General features: G+C 70.2%; 21 protein-coding genes, 1 tRNA gene and 1 pseudogene. 13 read left to right on the top strand and 10 right to left on the bottom strand.

The features are described 5' to 3' along the window. Positions 1–105 precede the first annotated feature (105 nt). From LK06_RS17960 to LK06_RS17920, 9 genes are all read left to right on the top strand, one after another. Complete coding sequence (locus LK06_RS17960; RefSeq protein WP_043433916.1) at positions 106–462, top strand: SCO3933 family regulatory protein; 357 nt, start codon at positions 106–108, stop codon at positions 460–462. Continuing rightward, on the top strand, positions 462–1,838 hold the full coding sequence (locus LK06_RS17955; protein ID WP_039654754.1) for an FtsK/SpoIIIE domain-containing protein: 1,377 nt from the start codon (positions 462–464) through the stop codon (positions 1,836–1,838). Before LK06_RS17960 ends, LK06_RS17955 begins: the two co-directional genes overlap by 1 nt. A 33-nt stretch (positions 1,839–1,871) precedes the next feature. Further along, positions 1,872–2,492 (top strand): DUF2637 domain-containing protein, encoded by a 621-nt coding sequence (locus LK06_RS17950; RefSeq protein WP_043433919.1) that lies wholly within the window; start codon positions 1,872–1,874, stop codon positions 2,490–2,492. Positions 2,493–2,504: 12 nt separating this feature from the next. Continuing rightward, positions 2,505–2,696, top strand: coding sequence for a mobile element transfer protein (locus tag LK06_RS17945; RefSeq protein ID WP_039654752.1), 192 nt, complete (start codon positions 2,505–2,507; stop codon positions 2,694–2,696). 16 nt (positions 2,697–2,712) lie between these two features. Continuing rightward, positions 2,713–2,907, top strand: coding sequence for a hypothetical protein (locus tag LK06_RS17940; RefSeq protein ID WP_043433922.1), 195 nt, complete (start codon positions 2,713–2,715; stop codon positions 2,905–2,907). Between the two features lie 25 nt (positions 2,908–2,932). After that, complete coding sequence (locus tag LK06_RS17935) at positions 2,933–3,178, top strand: hypothetical protein (protein WP_039654750.1); 246 nt, start codon at positions 2,933–2,935, stop codon at positions 3,176–3,178. A gap of 157 nt (positions 3,179–3,335) precedes the next feature. Next, complete coding sequence (locus LK06_RS17930) at positions 3,336–4,619, top strand: replication initiator (protein WP_043433925.1); 1,284 nt, start codon at positions 3,336–3,338, stop codon at positions 4,617–4,619. After that, the gene (locus LK06_RS17925; RefSeq protein ID WP_043433928.1) at positions 4,612–4,794 is read left to right on the top strand and encodes a helix-turn-helix domain-containing protein; all 183 of its coding nucleotides are present in this window, start codon (positions 4,612–4,614) and stop codon (positions 4,792–4,794) included. Before LK06_RS17930 ends, LK06_RS17925 begins: the two co-directional genes overlap by 8 nt. Then, the gene (locus LK06_RS17920; RefSeq protein ID WP_043433930.1) at positions 4,794–5,945 is read left to right on the top strand and encodes a tyrosine-type recombinase/integrase; all 1,152 of its coding nucleotides are present in this window, start codon (positions 4,794–4,796) and stop codon (positions 5,943–5,945) included. Before LK06_RS17925 ends, LK06_RS17920 begins: the two co-directional genes overlap by 1 nt. An 81-nt stretch (positions 5,946–6,026) precedes the next feature. Here the strand turns inward: LK06_RS17920 and LK06_RS17915 are convergent. Continuing rightward, positions 6,027–6,100 (bottom strand) — tRNA-Thr (locus tag LK06_RS17915). Positions 6,101–6,320: 220 nt separating this feature from the next. On the opposite strand from LK06_RS17915, the gene LK06_RS17910 reads away from it, so the two are divergent. The 3 genes from LK06_RS17910 to LK06_RS17900 all read left to right on the top strand — a co-directional run bounded on the left by LK06_RS17910 (position 6,321) and on the right by LK06_RS17900 (position 8,965). Continuing rightward, positions 6,321–7,454 (top strand): ABC transporter ATP-binding protein, encoded by a 1,134-nt coding sequence (locus LK06_RS17910; protein WP_043405016.1) that lies wholly within the window; start codon positions 6,321–6,323, stop codon positions 7,452–7,454. 202 nt (positions 7,455–7,656) lie between these two features. Continuing rightward, positions 7,657–8,133 (top strand): hypothetical protein, encoded by a 477-nt coding sequence (locus LK06_RS17905; RefSeq protein ID WP_039654745.1) that lies wholly within the window; start codon positions 7,657–7,659, stop codon positions 8,131–8,133. A gap of 100 nt (positions 8,134–8,233) precedes the next feature. Next, positions 8,234–8,965: a nucleotidyltransferase family protein gene (locus LK06_RS17900; protein WP_039654744.1), complete on the top strand. Its 732-nt coding sequence runs from the start codon at positions 8,234–8,236 to the stop codon at positions 8,963–8,965. Positions 8,966–9,057: 92 nt separating this feature from the next. Here LK06_RS17900 and LK06_RS17895 read toward each other — a convergent pair whose 3' ends face one another. From LK06_RS17895 to LK06_RS17860, 7 genes and pseudogenes are all read right to left on the bottom strand, one after another. Then, positions 9,058–10,722 carry a DoxX family protein gene (locus LK06_RS17895; RefSeq protein ID WP_174673890.1) on the bottom strand — a complete coding sequence of 555 codons (1,665 nt, stop codon included), beginning with the start codon at positions 10,720–10,722 and terminating at the stop codon, positions 9,058–9,060. A gap of 128 nt (positions 10,723–10,850) precedes the next feature. Continuing rightward, positions 10,851–11,792, bottom strand: coding sequence for a 23S rRNA (guanosine(2251)-2'-O)-methyltransferase RlmB (rlmB, locus tag LK06_RS17890; protein ID WP_039654743.1), 942 nt, complete (start codon positions 11,790–11,792; stop codon positions 10,851–10,853). A gap of 101 nt (positions 11,793–11,893) precedes the next feature. Next, positions 11,894–13,294, bottom strand: a complete 1,401-nt coding sequence (gene cysS / locus LK06_RS17885; RefSeq protein ID WP_039654742.1) for a cysteine--tRNA ligase — start codon at positions 13,292–13,294, stop codon at positions 11,894–11,896. 60 nt (positions 13,295–13,354) lie between these two features. Next, positions 13,355–13,770, bottom strand: a pseudogene (locus LK06_RS17880) (PPOX class F420-dependent oxidoreductase). A gap of 185 nt (positions 13,771–13,955) precedes the next feature. Further along, positions 13,956–14,489 (bottom strand): 2-C-methyl-D-erythritol 2,4-cyclodiphosphate synthase, encoded by a 534-nt coding sequence (gene ispF, locus LK06_RS17875; protein WP_052270089.1) that lies wholly within the window; start codon positions 14,487–14,489, stop codon positions 13,956–13,958. Next, entirely contained in the window at positions 14,479–15,231 is a 753-nt protein-coding gene (gene ispD, locus LK06_RS17870; RefSeq protein ID WP_039654740.1) for a 2-C-methyl-D-erythritol 4-phosphate cytidylyltransferase, read from the bottom strand. The genes ispF and ispD overlap by 11 nt, the downstream gene beginning before the upstream one ends. 297 nt (positions 15,232–15,528) lie before the next feature. Beyond that, on the bottom strand, positions 15,529–16,011 hold the full coding sequence (locus tag LK06_RS17860) for a CarD family transcriptional regulator (RefSeq protein ID WP_003953493.1): 483 nt from the start codon (positions 16,009–16,011) through the stop codon (positions 15,529–15,531). 684 nt (positions 16,012–16,695) lie between these two features. On the opposite strand from LK06_RS17860, the gene LK06_RS17850 reads away from it, so the two are divergent. Next, positions 16,696–17,364, top strand: coding sequence for a copper chaperone PCu(A)C domain-containing protein (locus tag LK06_RS17850; protein ID WP_039654739.1), 669 nt, complete (start codon positions 16,696–16,698; stop codon positions 17,362–17,364). 105 nt (positions 17,365–17,469) lie between these two features. Here the strand turns inward: LK06_RS17850 and phoP are convergent, their stop codons facing one another. Continuing rightward, positions 17,470–18,141: a two-component system response regulator PhoP gene (gene phoP, locus LK06_RS17845; protein ID WP_466437636.1), complete on the bottom strand. Its 672-nt coding sequence runs from the start codon at positions 18,139–18,141 to the stop codon at positions 17,470–17,472. Between the two features lie 5 nt (positions 18,142–18,146). Beyond that, positions 18,147–19,397 (bottom strand): two-component system sensor histidine kinase PhoR, encoded by a 1,251-nt coding sequence (phoR, locus tag LK06_RS17840; protein ID WP_039654738.1) that lies wholly within the window; start codon positions 19,395–19,397, stop codon positions 18,147–18,149. Between the last annotated feature and the right edge of the window lie 75 nt (positions 19,398–19,472).

The raw sequence follows: 19,472 nt of genomic DNA, 5'->3' as shown, positions 1-19,472 counted from the left end.
ACTCGTATAGACGAGTGGGCGAGTTGTGTGGCAAGGTGATCCCGCGATCCCGACCAAGGGACTCGCAGGACCCATCTTGTATAGACGAGTAGATAGGAGTGTGCCTTGCGCACCATCCGCGTGGAGACCTCGGCCGCGACGATCCTCCTCACCGAGGCCCCTGAGCCGAAGGTCCGCGACCGGCAGACCGGCGAGATCGCCAAGGACGCCAACAGCGGCGAGGCGCTGATGACCATCGGCGTCGTCTACATCGAGGACGGCGAGTCGTCGCTCATCAAGGTCACCGTTCCGGAAGGCGGCATCTCCGAGGGGCTGACTCTCGGGGCGCCGGTCTCGCTGCCCGGCCTCATCGCCCGGCCGTGGGAGTCCGTCTTCAACGGCCAGCAGCGCCACGGCATCGCCTACCGCGCCGCCGCCGTCACCCCTGCCGCCTTCCCGGCCGCCACCGGGGTCGCTGCCTGATGTCCGACCTGACGACGCTTCTCGAAGTGGGTGGTCCTGTCGCCGTACTCGGCGGCGGGGCCGCCTACGCCCGGGCCAAGCACCCGGCGGCGTACTGGTCCACGATCGGCCTCCCGGTGTCCACGGTCCGGCTGCTCAGCTCGTACGGCTCGGTCATGGAAGCGTGCGGCCTGACCGTGGCGCCCTCCCGACTGCGCGTCCTCGCCATGAAGGCCATGACGCAGCGCGAGGTGCGGCCCGTACCGCCGCGCCGGGGCATCATCCGACCCACTCTGACCGGGTTGAAGCTTCGCCTCCGCCTGGCACCCGGCCAGGAACCCGCCGACATCGCCGCGTCCGCCGAGCGGCTGCGGCACGCCTGGGGCGTTCATTCCGCGTACGTCACCACCGTCAAGCCGGGGGTCGTCGAGCTGAGGCTCGTGGGCTACGACGTCTTACGGCGGGTGCGTATGCCGCGCAAGGCCGCGGGCGGCTTCCTCACGGTGCCGGTCGCACTGCGAGAGGACGCGACGCCGTTCATACGCGACTACCGCACCATCCCGCACCAACTCACCCTCGGCGCAACCCTTTCCGGCAAGTCCATGTACCTGCGCCACCTGATCGCCGGACTCGCCCGACAGCCGGTCGCCCTGGTCGGCATCGACTGCAAGCGCGGCGTCGAACTGGCTCCCTTCGCACCCCGGCTTTCGGCGCTCGCCACGGACCCGGACCAGGCGGCCGAGCTGCTGCCCACGCTGGTCAAGGAGATGGAGGACCGATACGACCTGATCAGGGCCCGGCAGGGCATAGCCCCGGACACCCCGGACGAGGAGATCACCTCCGACATCTGGGGACTGCCCGAGGACGAACGCCCGGTGCCCGTCGTGCTGTTCGTGGACGAGGTGGCAGAGCTGTTCCTCGTGGCCACCAAGAAGGACGAGGAACGCCGGGACGAGATGGTCACCCAGCTCATCCGGCTCGCCCAGCTCGGCCGCGCCGCCGGCATCTACCTGGAAGTCTGCGGACAGCGCTTCGGTGCCGAACTCGGCAAGGGCGCCACCATGCTCCGCGCCCAGCTCACCGGCCGCGTGTGCCACCGCGTCAACGATGAAGCCTCCGCCAAGATGGCGCTCGGCGACATCGCACCCGAAGCGGTGCATGCGGCTTGCTCCATCGCACCCGAACGCCCCGGCCTGGCCGTGGCAGGCGACACCTCCGGCGGCTGGTCCCGCATCCGCACGCCGTACCTCTCCCTCGGCGACGCCGCCGAGACCTGCCAGGAATCGGCGCACATGGTGCCCGACCTGGCCGTGCTGAAGCCCTTCCGGCCGGACGTGCCCGTGCGCCCGGTCGAGTCCGCGGCACCTGTCGTCCTGCCCCACCCGGTCATCGACTGACCTTCCCCGCCCGACTCCGGAAGGAGCCGCATCATGCGCGCCCGCCTGGCCCGCGTCGACGCGGTACTCGTCCAAGCTCTCATCGCCGCCGCGCTGTCCTTCGCCCACCTCCACGACCTCGCCATGGCAGCCGGACAGGATGGGTGGAAAGCCTGGGCCTACCCCGTCTCCGTCGATCTGCTGTTGGTCGCTGCCTGGCGTCGACTGCGCTCCGGTACGACCAAAGCGGCGGCCTGGTGCTGGTTCGTCACCGCGCTCACCGCATCCCTCGGCGCCAACGTCGCCACCGCCGGCCTCCTCGACCTCAGCAATGTCCCGGCCTGGCTGCGCACCCTCGTCGCGGGCTGGCCCGCCGTCGCCTTCCTCGGCGGAACCCTCCTCGCCCACACCGCGCCCGAGACAGACCCCGGCACCGAGGTCATCGAGGACCAGGAGGACGAGCCCGAAACCGCACCCGAACCGCCTGCCCAACCGACCATCGAGGCACCGGCACAGACCCCACCCGTGCCGGTCCCATCCGCCCTGGTCGAACACGCCCGCAAGGTCGCCGCCGAGCATCACGCCCGCACCGGTACCCCCATCGACACCCCGACCCTCCGCGCCCGCCTCGGCGTCCCAGCCCCCATGGCCGAAGCCATCGCCACACACATCTGAGAGGGAGACCCCGTGACCGCCAACCGGCACTTCCGCAACGTCATCCGCATCGGCCCCGTCCAGGTCGGAACCGCCTACGACAACCGGGGCCGCGAGAAGCACACCGCCGCCTGCACCGCTCCGCGCTGCGGCTTCTCCGCCGACTACGACAGCCGCGCCGCCGCCGAACTGGCCGCCCGCACCCACCGCTGCCCTGTTCGCTGAAAGGACCCGGACAACCGTGACCGTCTCGCTGCCGCTCGTCGTCGTCCTCGGCTTCTTCGCCTGGGGAGCGATCAAGTTCCTCGGCGTCCGCCCCTGGATCGTCGTCCTCATCGCCTTGTTCGGCTTCTGGCTCTCGCACAGCTTCCTGGCCCCCGCCATCGAGTCCGGCACGCGGTCCGGCGTGGGCGTCGTAAACGGCTCACATAACTAGACGAGTAGATAAGGAGAAGGCGACCGTGCTCCAGCCCAAGTACCCGGACAACCCCACCCCGCCACCCGTCCACACCCACACCCCGACGGACCCGGCGCCCGTCCGGCGCGGCCTCCCGTCCCTCTCCGTCGATCAGAAGACGGTCGCGGCCGTGCTCGTCGGTGGCGTCGTCCTCACCGCGCTCCTGGCCGCTGTCGCCGTCACGGCCGTCTCCGTGGCCATCGCCGCCGTGGTCCTTCGCTCACTCCTCCGCGAGCACAACCGGCGCTGACACGCCCTGACCTCCGGGGCGGCGCAACACGGCCAAGCATCCGCCGCCCCGGCGGCCCATTCCTCCCGACAACACCCGTCAGAAGGAGACCGCCATCTTCACCCGCACCACCCCGCCCCCGCTCCCGGAACTCAGCAACCTCGCCGCCCACGGCACCCTGCCCGGTATCCTCCGCCAGCTCTCCGGACTCGGCGGCTGCACCAACCCGATCCGCCTCGACGGCCACCGCACCGAGTACGACGTCGACACCACCACCGGCGAGATCGGCCGCGTCCTCCAGCACCTCGACTCGACCACCCTCCCGGCCGGCCAGCTACTCGTCCGCTGCAACAACCGCCGCACCACCCGCTGCCCCGCCTGCGCCGAGGTCTACCGCCGCGACACCTTCCACCTCATCACCGCCGGACTGCGCGGCGGCAAGGGCACACCGGAACAGGTCGCCGCCCACCCCCGCGTCTTCGCCACCTTCACCGCCCCCGGCTTCGGCCCGGTCCACAACCGCCGCACCGACGGCCGCCCCTGCCGCTGCGGCGCCCGCCACGAACAGGACGACCACGCCCTTGGCACCCCGCTCGACCCCGACACGTACGACTACGAAGCGGCCGTGCTGTGGAACGCGCACGCCGGTCTCCTCTGGCGCCGCTTCTCCATCCACCTGCGCCGGGAGATCGCCAAGCGCGCGGGCCTGTCACAACGCCGCTTCCGTGAACACGCCCGCGTCTCCTTCGCCAAGGTCGCCGAGTACCAGAAGCGCGGCGCCGTCCACTTCCACGCCGTGATCCGCCTCGACGGCCCCAGCGGCGGCGACACCCCGCCCCCAGCCTGGGCCACTGCCGAACTGCTCACCGACGCCATCGAGGCTGCCGCCGCCAAGACCCGCGTCGACGGCCCGACCATCGACGGCCGCGACCACACCTTCACCTTCGGCCGCCAGCTCGACGTCCGCACCATCCGCTCCGCCGACTTCAACAACGGCCAGGAGCTGTCCGAGCGGGCTGTAGCCGCGTACATCGCCAAGTACGCCACCAAGGGCGCAGAGACCGCGACGGGCGCCCTCGACCGCCCCCTGAAGTTCGCTGCCGAACTCGCCCAGCTCAACATCAGCGACCACGCCCGCCGCCTCATCCGAACCGCCTGGGCCCTCGGCGCCCGCAAGGACCTGGAACACCTCCGCCCGCGCGCCTGGGCCCACATGCTCGGCTTCCGCGGCCACTTCTCCACCAAGTCCCGCCGCTACTCCACCACCCTCGGCGCCCTCCGCGACGCCCGCGCCCAATGGCGTCGAGCACAGGCAACTGCACCCAACGGTCCGGAGACCGAGACCACATACGTCCTCGCCCACTGGGTCTTCGCCGGCACCGGCCTGTCCGACACCGAAGCCTGGCTTGCCGCATCCCTCGAACCCGCTCCCGGAACGGAAGGAGAACCCACCCATGCATGACGACGAGCTGCTGACGGTCCCGGACGTCATGGCGCGTCTCAAGCTCGGCCGCTCCACGGTCTATGACCTCATCCGCTCCCGGCGTCTTCCCTCGATCACCATCGGCCGGTGCCGCCGTATCCCGGCGCGGGCTGTCCGCGAGTACATCAGCAACGAACTGGAGGCAGCGGCCTGATGGCCCAGCAACGCAAACGGAACCCCAACGGCGCCGGGACCATCACCAAGCGCAAGGACGGCCGGTTCCAGTGCGCGGTCTACGTGCTTCAACCGGACGGCACCCGCGCCCGCAAGTTCGCCTACGGCAAGACCTGGGCTGAGTGTGACGCCAAGCGCCGGGAACTGCTCGACAAGGTGGACCAGGGCGTGCCCGTGCCCACCAAGTCGGCCAAGCTCTCGGAGTGGCTGCCGTACTGGCTGGAGCACTTCATCAAGCCCAACCGCAAGCGCACGACGTACAGCAAGTACGCGATGCACGTGCGCCTCTACCTCGTGCCGTTGCTCGGCTCCAAGAGCCTGGAGGCGCTGGGGCCTCGACACGTGCGGACGTTCGTCGCCGAGGTGTCGCGCCGGGCCTCCCCGGCCACGGCCAAGGAGGCGCACCGCGTGCTGCGGACCGCCCTCACCGCGGCCTGCCGTGAGGAGCTGGTGACGCGGAACGCCGCCTCGCTCGTAGAGGCCCCGAAGGTGCCCCGCCGCGAGCTGACGCCGTGGACGCTGGACGAAACGCTGACGTTCCTGGAGCACGCACGCCGCGATCCGCTGTACGCCGCCTTCGTCCTGGCGGTCTCCATGGGCCTGCGGCGCGGCGAGATCCTCGGGCTTCGCTGGTCGGACGTGGACCTCGAACACCGGGTGCTGCGGATCAGCAAGCAGGTGCAGCGCGTGGGCGGGGAGCTGTACGAGGACACCACCAAGAGCGGCCGGGCGCGTCCCGTACCCCTCCCCCTGATCTGCCTGGCGGCGCTCCGCTGGCACCGGATGCGGCAGACGGAGGCTGCGCGGCTCAAGGGAGAGGAGCTGTCGCCGTCCTCCTACGTCTTCACCACCCGTACCGGTCGCCCGATCGACCCGCAGAACATCAACCGGTCGTTCTTCCGCATCACCGCCGCTGCCGGCCTTCGGCGCATCCGTCTGCACGACGCCCGGCACGGCTGCGCCACGCTCCTCACCGCGGCCGGTGTCGCGCCCCGCGTCGTGATGGAGATCCTGGGGCACAGCCAGATCAGCATCACCATGGACGTGTACACGCACGTGGCCTCGGACACGCAGCGCGAGGCCATCAGCCACATGGATCGCCTGCTCAGGCGCCGTGTCGAACGTGAGTGACCGCCCGCGTTGATGTCACCCGTGGATGTCGAACGCCCCGGACCGATCATCGGCCGGGGCGTTCGCGCTGTTCAACCCAAGAGCCCCCTGTCGGATTCGAACCGACGACCTTCGCTTTACAAGAGCGGCGCTCTGACCAGCTGAGCTAAGGAGGCCTGCACGTGTGCGTGCCGCATACGTGCCTGTGCAGTGTACCCACCTCCTGCTGCGGCCCCGGCGAAAATTTCCATGAAGTTCACAGTCGCCCGGGTAATGACAGACCGAGTGAACGCCAGGTACCGTCTCGATCCGGTTCACTCGCGTGGACTACACCAACCACCTTCCTACAACGGATCGTCCGGCACGTTCCTGCCGGTAGAAGGGGGCCCATTCACCATGGCCACTGTCACGTTCGACAAGGCGACCCGGATCTACCCGGGTTCCGAGAAGCCCGCCGTCGATGCTCTCGAGATCGCGATCGAGGACGGCGAGTTCCTCGTCCTGGTCGGCCCGTCCGGCTGCGGGAAGTCCACCTCCCTGCGGATGCTCGCGGGCCTGGAGGACGTCAACGCCGGCGCCATCCGCATCGGTGACCGCGACGTCACGCACCTGCCGCCCAAGGACCGGGACATCGCCATGGTGTTCCAGAACTACGCCCTCTACCCTCACATGACGGTCGCCGACAACATGGGCTTCGCGCTCAAGATCGCCGGTGTCAACAAGGCGGAGATCCGGCAGAAGGTCGAGGAAGCCGCGAAGATCCTCGACCTCACCGAGTATCTGGACCGCAAGCCGAAGGCCCTCTCCGGCGGTCAGCGCCAGCGTGTCGCCATGGGCCGCGCGATCGTGCGTGAGCCGCAGGTCTTCCTCATGGACGAGCCGCTGTCCAACCTGGATGCCAAGCTCCGCGTCTCGACCCGTACGCAGATCGCGTCCCTGCAGCGGCGCCTCGGCATCACCACTGTCTACGTCACCCACGACCAGGTCGAGGCCATGACGATGGGCGACCGCGTGGCCGTGCTCAAGGACGGCGTGCTCCAGCAGGTCGACTCGCCCCGACACATGTACGACAAGCCCGCCAACCTCTTCGTCGCCGGCTTCATCGGCTCCCCCGCCATGAACCTGGTCGAGGTGCCGATCATCGACGGCGGTGTGAAGTTCGGCAACAGCGTGGTGCCGGTGAGCCGGGAGGCACTGAAGGCCGCCACCGACAAGGGTGACAGCACGGTGACCGTCGGCGTCCGCCCCGAGCACTTCGACGTGGTCGAACAGAGCGGCGCCGCCGCGTCCCTGTCGAAGGACGCGGCTGACGGCCCAGCCGGCCTCGCCGTCTCGGTGAACGTGGTCGAGGAGACCGGCGCCGACGGCTACATCTACGGCACCGTCGAGGTCGGCGGCGAGAACAAGGACATCGTGGTCCGTGTCAGCAGCCGCTCCGTGCCGGAGAAGGGCTCCACCGTGCACGTGGTGCCGCAGCCGGGCGAGGCGCACGTGTTCTCGACGTCCACGGGTGCGCGACTGTCCGACTGACGTCGTCCCACACGTCCTGTGGAGGGGCCCCGCGGCCCGATGTGGCTGCCGCGGGGCCCTCTTGTTTGCCCTGCGACACCCTGGCAAAGCGTTCGTTGTGGGCACTGGGCGTCAAGCCACTACCCGCAAAGCGGCGCGTTCTCATCCCCCGTAAGAGTGACTCATTGTCCCCCGATCATTACTGGGCGCTACCCTCACTCGCGTGAAGCACTCCACCACCCCACAGACGCAACGCGGCCACCGGGGCGGCCCTGCCCGCCGGATCGGCCGCACTCTCGCCCTCGTCCTGCCCGTCGTCCTGGTGCTCTCCGGGACCCTCGCGGTCACCCGGGTCAACTGGACCGGGAGCCCCTCCAGCTCGATGCTGGCCGCCTCGGACGTCTCCTCGGCGGAGGTTTCCCCGGCGAAGGTCTCCTCCAGGACGGCCACCCGTACCCCGCAGGACGTGCTCCGGGACCATCTGATGGCCGAGTTGCAGGACAAGAACCCTGGTGTGGTTCTCACCCATCTCCAGCAGGCCGTGAACGGGCACCCCTCGCTGGCCGAGCACTGCACCTCCATCGCCCGGGCCCTCGGCAAGGCCGCGGTGCGCATCTACGGTGCCTCGCGCGCCCAGTCATACGCGCGCCCGGTGTGCGACACCGCCTTCGCCTCCGGCGTGCTGGCCGCGCACAGCTGAGCCACGCTCCGCTGTTACCGACCCGGCGGTCGGTAACAGCTCCCCAAGGAACAGGTCAGCCGCGGACCAACGGCGGTGGGACGCCACGTACAGTGCGTTCATGACCCATCCGAACGCCGCGTCGCGCCCCACTCAAGCCGTGGTTCTGGCCGGTGGCCAGGGCTCACGGCTGCGTCCTTACACCGACGACCGGCCCAAGCCCATGGTCGAGATCCCCGGCACGGGCGTCCCGATCATCGGCCACCAGCTGACCTGGCTCGCCGAGGAGGGCGTGACGGACGTGGTGGTCTCCTGCGGCCACCTCGCCGAGGTCCTGCAGAAGTGGCTGGACTCGACCGACCTGCCCGTCTCCGTCACCACCGCCGTGGAGACCGAGCCCCTCGGCCGCGGCGGCGGCCTGAAGTTCGCCGCCGCACACCTCCCCCACCCCGACCGGCCCTGGTACGCCACCAACGGCGACATCTGGACCCGCTTCTCGCTGCGGGACATGGCCGACTTCCACACCGAGCGGGACGCCGTCGCCACTCTGGCACTGGCGCGTCCACGCATCCCTTGGGGCGCGGTGAAGACCGACGGCTTCGGGCACATCACCGACTTCATCGAGGCCCCACCGTCCACGTTCGAGATCAACGCCGGTGTGTACGTGTTCTCGCCCGAGTTCGCCGGCCTGCTGCCGGAACGCGGAGACCACGAGCGGACGACGTTCCCCCGGCTGGCCCGGGAGCGGAAGCTCGCGGGGTTCCCCATCCCGCAGGGGGCGTACTGGCGGGCCATCGACACGGCCAAGGATCTGACCGAGGCGGCCAAGGAGCTGGCGGCTCTCGGACGCTGACGGATCCGCGTCCGACGGTCGCGCGCCGTCCGAACGCACCGCAAACGGACCCCGTACCTTCGGTGGTACGGGGTCCTCGTTGTCCTGGCTCGCTAGCCCAACAGACCGCCCACCAGGCCCGGCTGGCCCGTGGAAGAGGCGCCGCCGGAGCTGCTGGTACCCGTCGGCGTACCAGCGCCCGAGGAGCTGCTGGTACCACCCGTGCTGGTCGGGCCAGCCGTCGTGCTGGGGGCGCCGCCGGTCGGGGAGGTCCGGCTGGGCGGGGCCTGCCCCGTAGTGCCCTGGGTCTGGCTGGGGGTTGTCGTGGCGGCGCCGGTGCCACGGGTGACGGCACCCGGCGTCGTCGCCGCGCCGGAGGGGCTCGCGCCAGCCGTGGCGCCGCCGGTGGGCGAGGTGGAGACCACCGGGCCCTTCCGGTGCCGCTTGCCGGGCTCCTGCGGAAGCGGGGAGCCGGGCAGGTTGTTGCGGGGGGCCTCACCCGGACCGGGTACGACCACGCGCCCCGAGTCGCGGACGGCACCACCCAGCAACGAACCGATGAGGAACGTCAGGCCGACGGTGATGGCCGTGATCAGCGCACCGCGACGCAGGACGTAGCGACGCAGTTCCCAGATACCGGCGCGGGGACCGAGACGCCGCCAGGCACCGGCCGCGAGACGGCCGTCCACGGAGTAGACGGGGGCGCCAGCGATGATCAGCGGGGACCAGGCAGCGAGATAGATGATGTCGGGAGCGTCGTAGGCGGGGACCGTCTTCCAGCTGACGGTGACGATCAGTGCGGCGGAGAGCAGGGCACCCAGGACCGCGGCCACCCGCTGCCAGCAACCCAGGATCGTCAGGACACCCACGATCACCTGGAGGAAGGCGATGACCAGGCCGGAGCCGACCGGGTGGTGCAGGGCGAACTGGCGCAACGGTTCGGCGACGTCCCAGGGGTGCAGGGTGTTGAGCCACTTGACCATGGAACCGCGCTTGCCGCCGTCGAAGTAGACGGGATCGCACAGCTTGCCCATGCCGGCGTAGATGGAGATGAAGCCGAGGAAGATGCGCAGGGGGAGGAAGACGACGCCGAGGTTCATCCGGCGGCCGGGGTAGTAGGCGTGCCGGGCCGGGTCGTCACCGTGGCGCCGGGCGGCGTACGCGGCATCGGGGCCGGACTCCCCCGGGGCCGCGTAGCCGTCGTACGGCTCGACGCCGTCGCCCGCGTAGGCGGGTTCGTCGTAGGCGCCGCTCACCGTGCGCATGGTCGGCAGGAGGCGGGTGCCGTCGGCGTCGGCGGCGGTGCGCTGGTGGCCCACGACTGGCGTCTCGACGGTCTGGTCGAGGTCGTCGTAGGTGTCGGCGTAGCCGGTCTCGACGCGTGGGATGACCTGGGTGGCGCCGGCTTCCGCCTCGTCGGCGTGGCGGACGCTGTTGCCCCGCACGGCCTGGAGGAGCCGGTGGGCGCCCGTGTCGTCGGGGGCGGACTTGCCGCTCCACACGACGGGGCGACGGCGGCCGGCGGCACCCGCCCGGCCCGCCGTGCCCACGGCGGGCATGCGCGCGGTGTCCTGGGCGGCGCTCAGGTGCCGGGCGATCCGCGGAGATGGGGTGCCACGCGTCGCCGATCCGCCCAGCTGCACGCGGAAGCTGGCGTGATTGACGATGACCTGCGCCGGATCGCTCGGCACCTTCACCATGCTCAGCGCGGGAGCGTCGTCGAAGCCCGACGAGCGGTCCCCCGTGGGTGTGCGGGGTGTTCTGGTGTCCACACTCATCTAACCGAGTGACGTGGAGTTAGGACACTGCTTGGACCGATCGGATGTGTCCGGACCGCGTCAAAGCCGCCCTACACGCCGTATGGACGCCGGAATTGCCTCGCACGGGTGAGATCGGGCACGGGTGTTCAGCCCCGTCGGCGCGCCGCCTCGTACAGCACGATCCCCGCCGCGACGCCCGCGTTCAGCGACTCCGCGCCACCCGGCATCGGAATCCGGACACGGAAGTCACAGGTCTCGCCGACCAGGCGGGACAGGCCCTTGCCCTCGCTGCCGACCACGATGACGACCGGCCCCGCGAGGGCTTCGAGGTCGCCGAGTTCGACCTCGCCGTCGGCCGCCAGGCCGGCCACCATGATGCCGGCCTTCTGGTAGGCCTCCAGCGTCCGGGTGAGGTTGGTGGCGCGCGCGACCGGGGTGCGGGCGGCCGTACCGGCGGAGGTCTTCCAGGCGCCCGCGGTCATGCTGGCCGAACGGCGCTCGGGCACGACCACTCCGTGGCCGCCGAAGGCGGAGACCGAGCGCACGACCGCGCCGAGGTTGCGCGGGTCGGTAACGCCGTCGAGCGCCACGATCAGCGGGTCCTCACCCTCGTCGTAGGCCGCGTCGGTGAGGTCCTCGGGGTGCGCGTACTCGTACGGTGGGACCTGCAGGACCAGGCCCTGGTGGTTCAGGCCGCCCGTCATGCGGTCCAACTCGGGACGCGGGGCCTCCATCAGGTTGATGCCGCCGCGCTCGGCGGCGAGCTGCAGGGCCTCGCGGACGCGCTCGTCGTTGTCGATGAACTGCTGGACGTAGAGCGTCGAGGCCGGCACGCCCTCGCGGAGCGCCTCGACCACCGGGTTGCGGCCGACGACCAGCTCGGAAGCGGACTTGCCGCCACCCCGACGCTGCTGCGGGCGGCCCTGCCCGCGGCGGGCCTTGGCCGCGGCGACACGCTGTTTGGCGTGGCCCTTGCGCATCTCGGCGGGCGGGGTCGGCCCCTTGCCTTCCAGGCCCCGGCGCCGCTTGCCGCCGCTGCCGACCTGCGCGCCCTTCTTGCCGGACATGCGGCGGTTGTTCGCGGCCATGAGTTACCTGTCTCTACTCTCGGGAAAAGCGTTTCGTACGTATGTCTTATGCAGTGTGCCGCCCGGAGGGCCGGGCGGCACAATCGATCAAGGGTGGGTGCTCAACGGGCTCCGAGGCTCCAGCGCGGACCCTGCGGGCTGTCCTCGATGACCAGACCCGACTGCCCCAGCTGATCGCGGATGGCGTCGGCGGTGGCCCAGTCCTTGCGTGCGCGGGCGGACTCGCGCTGGTCCAGGACCAGGCGCACGAGGCCGTCGACCACGCCGTGCAGGTCTTCGCTCCGGTCGGCCTCGCCTGCCCAGTGCGCATCGAGCGGGTCGAGACCGAGGACGCCGAGCATGGCCCGCACCTCCGCGAGCCGGGCCACGGCGGCTTCCTTGTCGCCGGCGGCCAGCGCGCTGTTGCCGTGCCGGACGGCGGTGTGCACGACCGCGAGGGCCTGCGGCACGCCCATGTCGTCGTCCATCGCCGCGGCGAAGGCGGACGGGACCTCGGCGGCGGGCTCCACGGTCTCCCCGGCCAGTTCGGTGACCCGCTGCACGAAGCCCTCGATCCGGGCGAACGCCGACTCGGCCTCGTGCACCGACGCCTCGCTGTACTCGATCATCGAGCGGTAGTGCGGGGTACCGAGGTAGTAGCGCAACACGATCGGCCGCCACCGCTTGACCATCTCGGAGACCAGGACGCTGTTGCCGAGCGACTTCGACATCTTCTCGCCGCTCAGGGTGACCCAGGCGTTGTGCAGCCAGTAGCGGGCGAACTCGTCGCCGAACGCCTTGGCCTGGGCGATCTCGTTCTCGTGGTGCGGGAAGATCAGGTCGACGCCGCCGCCGTGGATGTCGAAGGCGCTGCCGAGGTACTTGTGGGCCATCGCCGAGCACTCCAGGTGCCAGCCGGGCCGACCCGGGCCCCAAGGCGTCGGCCAGCTCGGCTCGCCCGGCTTCGCCGCCTTCCACATGGCGAAGTCGCGCTGGTCCCGCTTGCCGGTCTCGCCCTCGCCCGAGGGCTGGAGCAGGTTGTCCAGCTCCTGCCGGGACAGCTCCAGGTACTGCGGGAAGGACCGTACGTCGAAATAGACGTTGCCCTCGGCCTCGTAGGCGTGCCCGCGCTCGATGAGGCGCTGCATCATCTCGACCATCTCGGGCACGTGCCCGGTGGCGCGGGGCTCGTAGGTGGGCGGGAGGCACCCGAGGGCGTTGTAGCCGTCGTTGAAGGCGCGCTCGTTCTCGTACCCGATCGACCACCACGGCCGGTCCTGCTCGTGGCCCTTGGCAATGATCTTGTCATCGATGTCCGTGACGTTCCGGATGAACGTCACGTCATAACCGCGGTACGCGAACCAGCGACGCATGATGTCGAAGTTGAGGTACGAGCGGATGTGACCGATGTGCGGCGGCGCCTGCACGGTCGCGCCACACAGGTAGATCGAGACACAGCCCGGCCTGAGCGGGGTGAAATCACGGATCTGCCGGGCGTTGGTGTCGTACAGGCGAATAGTCACCACTCCAGGGTAGTGGGCGCCGGGACGTGCCTGACGCCCCTTCCCCACAACGCGGGTGACTCACCTCGTCCCGGTGACGTTCCGGGCCGTGATCCGCACGACCACCCGCTGGGCGTCGTGCACGGAGGCGCGGTTGAAGTCCACGTACTTCTCTCCGTGTACTTCTCGTTCAGCTCGTTGATGAGTTCCGGGCCGCCCCCGGTGGTCACCTCGACGGTGCCGCGGACCTCGGCGTACGCGTCGGGCTGCTCGGGTTCATGACGACGACCGTCACCCGCGGGTCGCGGTCCAGGTTCTTCTTCGTGCGGCGGTTGACCGTGGTGGAGAAGAGGATCTGGTCGCCGTCCCGTTTCACCCGGACCGGGGACATCTGCGGGCTGCCGTCGGGCTAGGACGGTGCCGACGACGATGAACACCTTGCCGTCGAGCAGGGACTTGAGCCGGTCGGACCGGGCGGCCGACCTGGATACCTCCACACGACCACGGTCGGCGGTGACTCTTCCGGTGCCCCCGCACGCTCTCCACTCCCCCGCACGGCGAACAGGCCACGAACGCGCCGCCGCGCCCCGGGGCCCGCCCACCCCGGGAACACCGCCACGCCCCGGCAGTCCGGTCGCCGCGGGCCCGGGAGCCCCGACTGCGGCGACCCGGTGCCGAACGGTCAGCCGGTCCGGGCCACCAGGGCCGTCGCCACCGCCATCAGGCCCTCGTCGCGGCCCGGGAAGCCGAGGCCGTCCGTGGTCGCGCCGGAGACCGAGACCGGTGCGCCGGCCGCTTCGGAGAGGATCTCCTCGGCCTCGTCCCGCCGCTTGCCGATCTTCGGTCGGGGACCGACGACCTGTACGGCGATGTTGCCGATGGTGAAGCCCGCCTCACGGACGATCCGGGCCGCCTCGGTGAGCAGGGTGGTCCCGGACGCGCCGGACCACTCAGGGCGGCCGGTGCCGAAGTGCCGACCCAGATCACCGAGACCGGCGGCGGAGAAGAGGGCGTTGCAGGCGGCGTGCGCCACGACGTCGGCGTCGGAGTGCCCAGCCAGGCCCGGCCCCTGCCCCTCCCACTTCAGGCCGGCGCACCACAGCTCCCGCCCCTCTTCGAAGGCATGGACGTCCGTGCCGATACCGACCCGGGGAAGCACCAGGGGCCGCTCGGAAGCCGGCCCAAAAGGCGGCTCGGGAGACCGTTCAGAAGCCATCGGTGAGCCTCCTGCGGGCCAGGACCGCCTCGGCGAGGACCAGGTCGAGCGGGCGGGTGACCTTGAAGGCCTCCTCATGGCCGGGTACGGCGACGACGGTCAGCCCCAGCTGCTCCACCATGCTCGCGTCGTCGGTGACGTTCTCGGTGACGGTCTCGTGGGCGCGGACCAGGGTCACGCGGTCGAAGCCCTGGGGGGTCTGTACCGCGCGCAGCCGGGCGCGGTCGGGCGTGGCGACGACCGGTTCGGGGTCGCCGGGCACGGCTGCGGGCTCGACCTCCTTCACGGTGTCGGCCAGTGGCAGTGCGGGGACGACGGCGAGGGCACCGTCACGTACCGCCTCGACGACCCCGTCCACGGTGTCGACGGGGACGAGCGGGCGGGCAGCGTCGTGGACCAGGACGATGCCGTACTCGGGCGGCAGGGCGTCGAGACCGAGCTTGACCGATTCCTGGCGGGACTCCCCGCCGGGGACGACCAGGAAATCGGTGCGCTCGGGGAGTTCGTGCGCATCGAGCAGGGACTTGACCTCGGCGGCGCCGTCCGGCGGGGCCACGACGATCACCAGGGAGACGTAACGGGACGCGGCGAGCGCGTGCACCGCGTGGATGAGCATGGGCGTGCCGTTCAGCGTGCGCAGCGCCTTGGGGGCGCCTGGGCCGAGGCGTACGCCGCGGCCGGCGGCGGGAATCACGGCGGCGACAGAGGTCTGCGCAGGCGAAGGGCGCGGTTCGTCAGACATCGGTTCCTGTCAGGTTTGTGTGCTCGACCTAGGTGGGTATGGCCTGGAGGAGTGCCGAGCGCGACGCCTTGACCGGACCCTTTCCGTGACCCTGGTCGAGCCATCCGCCCGGGCCCGGCACGTCACGTATCGGGGGCCGTAGGTGAAGACCCTCGGGGAACATGCGAGGCACTGCGGGGACGAACATGCCGCAGCGCCCGGCGACAGGGTGAGTGTCATCGGGCACCGCGGCATTTCACTGTGCTGAGCGTGCTGAAGCTGAGCGTGCCGGAAGCGAGGGATCGCTGCCGCCGCGCCTCAGGAAGCGAGCACCTCGTCGAGCAGAGCCTCGGCCTTGTCCTCGTTCGTGTTCTCAGCGAGAGCCAGCTCGCTCACCAGAATCTGGCGGGCCTTGGCTAGCATGCGCTTCTCACCGGCGGAGAGTCCGCGCTCACGCTCACGACGCCACAGGTCACGCACGACTTCTGCGACCTTGATGACATCGCCGGAGGCGAGCTTCTCCAGATTTGCCTTGTAGCGACGGGACCAGTTCGTGGGCTCTTCGGCATACGGCGCACGCAGCACCTCGAAGACCCGGTCGAGCCCGTCCTGACCGACCACATCACGCACGCCGACGAACTCCGCATTGTCCGCTGGCACACGCACCGTCAGGTCACCCTGGGCGACCTTCAGCACCAAGTAGGTCTTGTCCACGCCTTTGATCTGGCGAGTTTCGATGGCCTCGATCAGCGCGGCCCCGTGATGGGGATAGACCACGGTGTCGCCAACCTTGAACGTCATGTGACAGGTACCCCTTCCGTGGCTATCCAGGGTAACACGGATACGGCGTCTTCTGAATGGCGTTTTCGCAGGTCAGGGCATATCTCGGGGCTTGACAACAGCAACCGGAACGTGCTGCGAGGGGCCTGCGGAAGCGGGTATTCGCAGGTCGGAGGGGCTCTCCGGGCGAGGCGAAACGCGCACCGTACACGCCCCAGAAGCTCACTCCAAGTGGACGAACGCCCCACTTTGTCCGGTTCCAAGCGTACGACTTCCGCTACTCCGTTCGGTGACCCGAGATGGATGTGAGACGAATCCGAAATTGATCAACGATGGCCGGCGGGGGTGGCCCGCGTTCAATATCGGGGCTCCCGCGCATTCCTTCGCAGAAATCCCGTGAGCGATGTTGCCGCAGTGTTGCGAGACGCCTTCCGGGTGATGGCAAGAGCCGAGTTACCCGAGCCTTGGTCGGGGCCCGAGAGGGGGGCGCTGCCGTGTTATGTGAATGACGGACCAGCCGCCGCGGAATGTGACCGGCGGGTCACCTGTGGCGGCCGGGGTACCCCCGCCCGGAGGGACGCCCGGCACTCGGGGGAGGGTCGGGTGCGGCCGCGCGGGAACGGCTCGGTAACCTAAGGTCGCCGACAGACATTTAGGGTGGCTTTACAAGGAAGCCGCCCGTGCGTTCAAGGAGTTGCCGCCGCCGTGAGCAGCAGCCTTCGACGCGGCGCCCTCGCCGCCTCCGCCATCGTCTTCTCGATCGCCTCGCTCGCCGCCTGTGGCGCCGGCAACAACGCCCAGACCCTGCAGATCAAGCCGGACAACGCGGCGACCAGTGTGGGCGACATCAAGATCCAGAACGCCACGATCATCACGCAGCCCGACCTGAACTCGACGGGTCCGGCCGTGGTCTCGGCGACCCTGTTCAACGTGGGCGGCAAGGACCAGACGCTGCAGTCGCTCACGATCCCGGGCACCAGCGAGGCCGTCAAGCTGACGCCGGCCAAGGGTCAGACCCTGACCGTCCCGGCGCACGGCTCCCTGGTCATCGGCGGCAAGGGCAACGCCTCCGCCATGGTGAGCAGCGGTCGTGAAGCGGTCCAGGACGGCAACGCCCAGAAAGTCACCTTCACCTTCAGCAAGACCGGTGACGTGAGCCTGCGCGCCTTCGTCGTCCCGGCCACCAGCTACTTCGGCGAGTGGGGCCCGAGCGAGATCCCGTCCGCCCCCGCCACCACCTCCGGCGCCCCGGGCGCGACCGCGTCCAGCAGCAGCAAGCCGGCGAAGGGCAGCACCGCGACCCCCTCGTCCACGGCTTCCGAAACGGCCGCCACCCCGAGCGACTCGGCCTCGCAGTCGGCTGCCGGCAACTGAGCGGTCGCACCGCAGCCACGCCGAAGGGCGGCACCCCGGTCCGGGGTGCCGCCCTTCGGCGTGGCTGGCGCCGCGGCTGTCGCGGCACCAGGAGCCCTGCCCGGCCTACGGCTCGAACTTGTAGCCCAGACCGCGGACCGTCACCAGGTAGCGCGGTGCACCCGGGTCCGGCTCGATCTTGGCGCGCAGGCGCTTGACATGGACGTCGAGAGTCTTGGTGTCGCCCACGTAGTCGGCGCCCCAGACGCGGTCGATGAGCTGCATGCGGGTGAGGACGCGCCCGGCGTTGCGCAGGAGCATCTCCAGCAGGTCGAACTCCTTGAGGGGAAGGTCGACCTTGGAGCCGGCCACCGTCACCACATGGCGGTCGACGTCCATACGGACCGGTCCCGCCTCCAGAGCGGCCGGGGTGACCTCCTCCGGCTCGCCGCGACGGCGCAGCACCGCGCGGATCCGGGCGACCAGTTCACGGGAGGAGAACGGCTTGGTGACGTAGTCGTCGGCTCCTATTTCCAGGCCGACCACCTTGTCGATCTCGCTGTCCTTCGCGGTCACCATGATCACGGGGACATTGGAACGGCCGCGCAGTTGACGGCAGACCTCGGTGCCGGGCAGACCCGGCAGCATCAGGTCGAGCAGGACGAGGTCGGCGCCATTGCGCTCGAACTCGTCGAGTCCGTCCGGGCCGGTCGCCGCCACGGCGACCTCGAAGCCCTCTTTGCGGAGCATGTACGACAGGGCGTCGGAGAAGGACTCCTCGTCCTCGACGACGAGCACTCGGGTCACGGAAGGACCTCCGGGGCGGGAAGCGGTTCGTACGGGGATGAGTCGGGGGTGCCCGCCTCGTCGTCGAGGTCGGGGTGCTGTTGCGCGCGGTCGCGGGCCGCGCCCGCCTCCGGCAGCCTGAGGGTGAAGGTGGAGCCCTGACCTTCGGCGCTCCAGACCGTGACCTCCCCGCCGTGCGAGGCGACCACGTGTTTGACGATCGCGAGACCCAGACCGGTGCCGCCGGTGGCCCGGGAGCGGGCCGGATCGACGCGGTAGAAGCGCTCGAAGATGCGCTCCTTGTCCTTGTCGGAGATGCCGATGCCCTGGTCGGTCACGGCGACCTCGATCAGATCGCCGCCGGGCGCGGACACCCGCCGGGCAGCGATACCGACCCGGGTGCGGGCCGGAGAGTAGTTCACGGCGTTCTCGACCAGATTGCCCAGGGCGGCGGCCAGCTGGCCCCGGTTCCCCCAGACGTGCAGTCCGGCCGTGCCACCGGAGGCCATGGTGATCTGCTTCGTCCCCGCCTGGTGCCGGCAGCGGTCGATGGCCTCGGCGACCAGTTCGTCCACACCGACCGGCTCGGCGTCCTCCAGCGGGTCGTCGTTCTGCACCCGGGAGAGGTCGATCAGCTCCTGGACCAGGTTGGTCAGACGGGTCGCCTCGATCTGCATCCGGCCGGCGAAGCGCTCGACGGCCTCGGGATCGTCGGAGGCGTCCATGACCGCCTCGGACAGGAGGGACAGCGCGCCGACGGGCGTCTTCAGCTCATGGCTGACGTTCGCCACGAAGTCGCGTCGTACGGCCTCGATCCTGCGGGCCTCGGTCAGGTCCTCGACCAGCAGCAGGACCAGGCGGGAACCGAGCGGGGCCACGCGCGCCGATACGGCGAGGGCCTCGCCGCGTCCAGTGCCGCGCCGGGGCAGATCCAACTCGACCTGGCGTATCTCGCCGTCCCTCCTCGTGTCCCTGGTCATCTGCAGCATGGGCTCGATGGCGAGCTTGCCGCCGCGCACCAGCCCCAGGGCATAGGCTGCGGAGCTGGCCTTGACCACGGCGTCGGCCTCGTCGAGGACGACGGCCGAGGAGCGCAGCACCGACAGCACGGTGTCCACGCCGGGCGGGAGCACCGGGTCGGTGTGCAGGGAAGTCCTGGTCGGTCGCCTCTGGTCGCGTTCGCTCCAGCGGAACGCCAGCATGGCGATGACACCGGTGAGCACCCCGGCGATCGCTGCCGCTGCGGCGACCGCCGCGTTCACGTCCATGCCTCCAGGTTAGGCACGGGCCACGACATGACCACAGCCGTCGGGGTGCGACCTCGGACACTCGTCGCTCAGAGT

Source organism: Streptomyces pluripotens, from assembly GCF_000802245.2.
GTDB lineage: Bacteria > Actinomycetota > Actinomycetes > Streptomycetales > Streptomycetaceae > Streptomyces > Streptomyces pluripotens.
This window is presented reverse-complemented; position numbering and strand designations above follow the sequence as displayed.

Excerpts from the sequence above, each read along its gene's own strand:
- LK06_RS17955 (WP_039654754.1), top strand. The coding sequence starts at position 462 with ATGTCCGACCTGACGACGCTTCTCGAAGTGGGTGGTCCTGTCGCCGTA.
- LK06_RS17950 (WP_043433919.1), top strand. The coding sequence starts at position 1,872 with ATGCGCGCCCGCCTGGCCCGCGTCGACGCGGTACTCGTCCAAGCTCTC.
- LK06_RS17925 (WP_043433928.1), top strand. The coding sequence starts at position 4,612 with ATGCATGACGACGAGCTGCTGACGGTCCCGGACGTCATGGCGCGTCTC.
- LK06_RS17920 (WP_043433930.1), top strand. The coding sequence starts at position 4,794 with ATGGCCCAGCAACGCAAACGGAACCCCAACGGCGCCGGGACCATCACC.
- LK06_RS17910 (WP_043405016.1), top strand. The coding sequence starts at position 6,321 with ATGGCCACTGTCACGTTCGACAAGGCGACCCGGATCTACCCGGGTTCC.
- LK06_RS17900 (WP_039654744.1), top strand. The coding sequence starts at position 8,234 with ATGACCCATCCGAACGCCGCGTCGCGCCCCACTCAAGCCGTGGTTCTG.
- LK06_RS17895 (WP_174673890.1), bottom strand. The coding sequence starts at position 10,722 with ATGAGTGTGGACACCAGAACACCCCGCACACCCACGGGGGACCGCTCG.
- rlmB (WP_039654743.1), bottom strand. The coding sequence starts at position 11,792 with ATGGCCGCGAACAACCGCCGCATGTCCGGCAAGAAGGGCGCGCAGGTC.
- ispF (WP_052270089.1), bottom strand. The coding sequence starts at position 14,489 with ATGGCTTCTGAACGGTCTCCCGAGCCGCCTTTTGGGCCGGCTTCCGAG.
- ispD (WP_039654740.1), bottom strand. The coding sequence starts at position 15,231 with ATGTCTGACGAACCGCGCCCTTCGCCTGCGCAGACCTCTGTCGCCGCC.
- LK06_RS17860 (WP_003953493.1), bottom strand. The coding sequence starts at position 16,011 with ATGACGTTCAAGGTTGGCGACACCGTGGTCTATCCCCATCACGGGGCC.
- phoR (WP_039654738.1), bottom strand. The coding sequence starts at position 19,397 with ATGGACGTGAACGCGGCGGTCGCCGCAGCGGCAGCGATCGCCGGGGTG.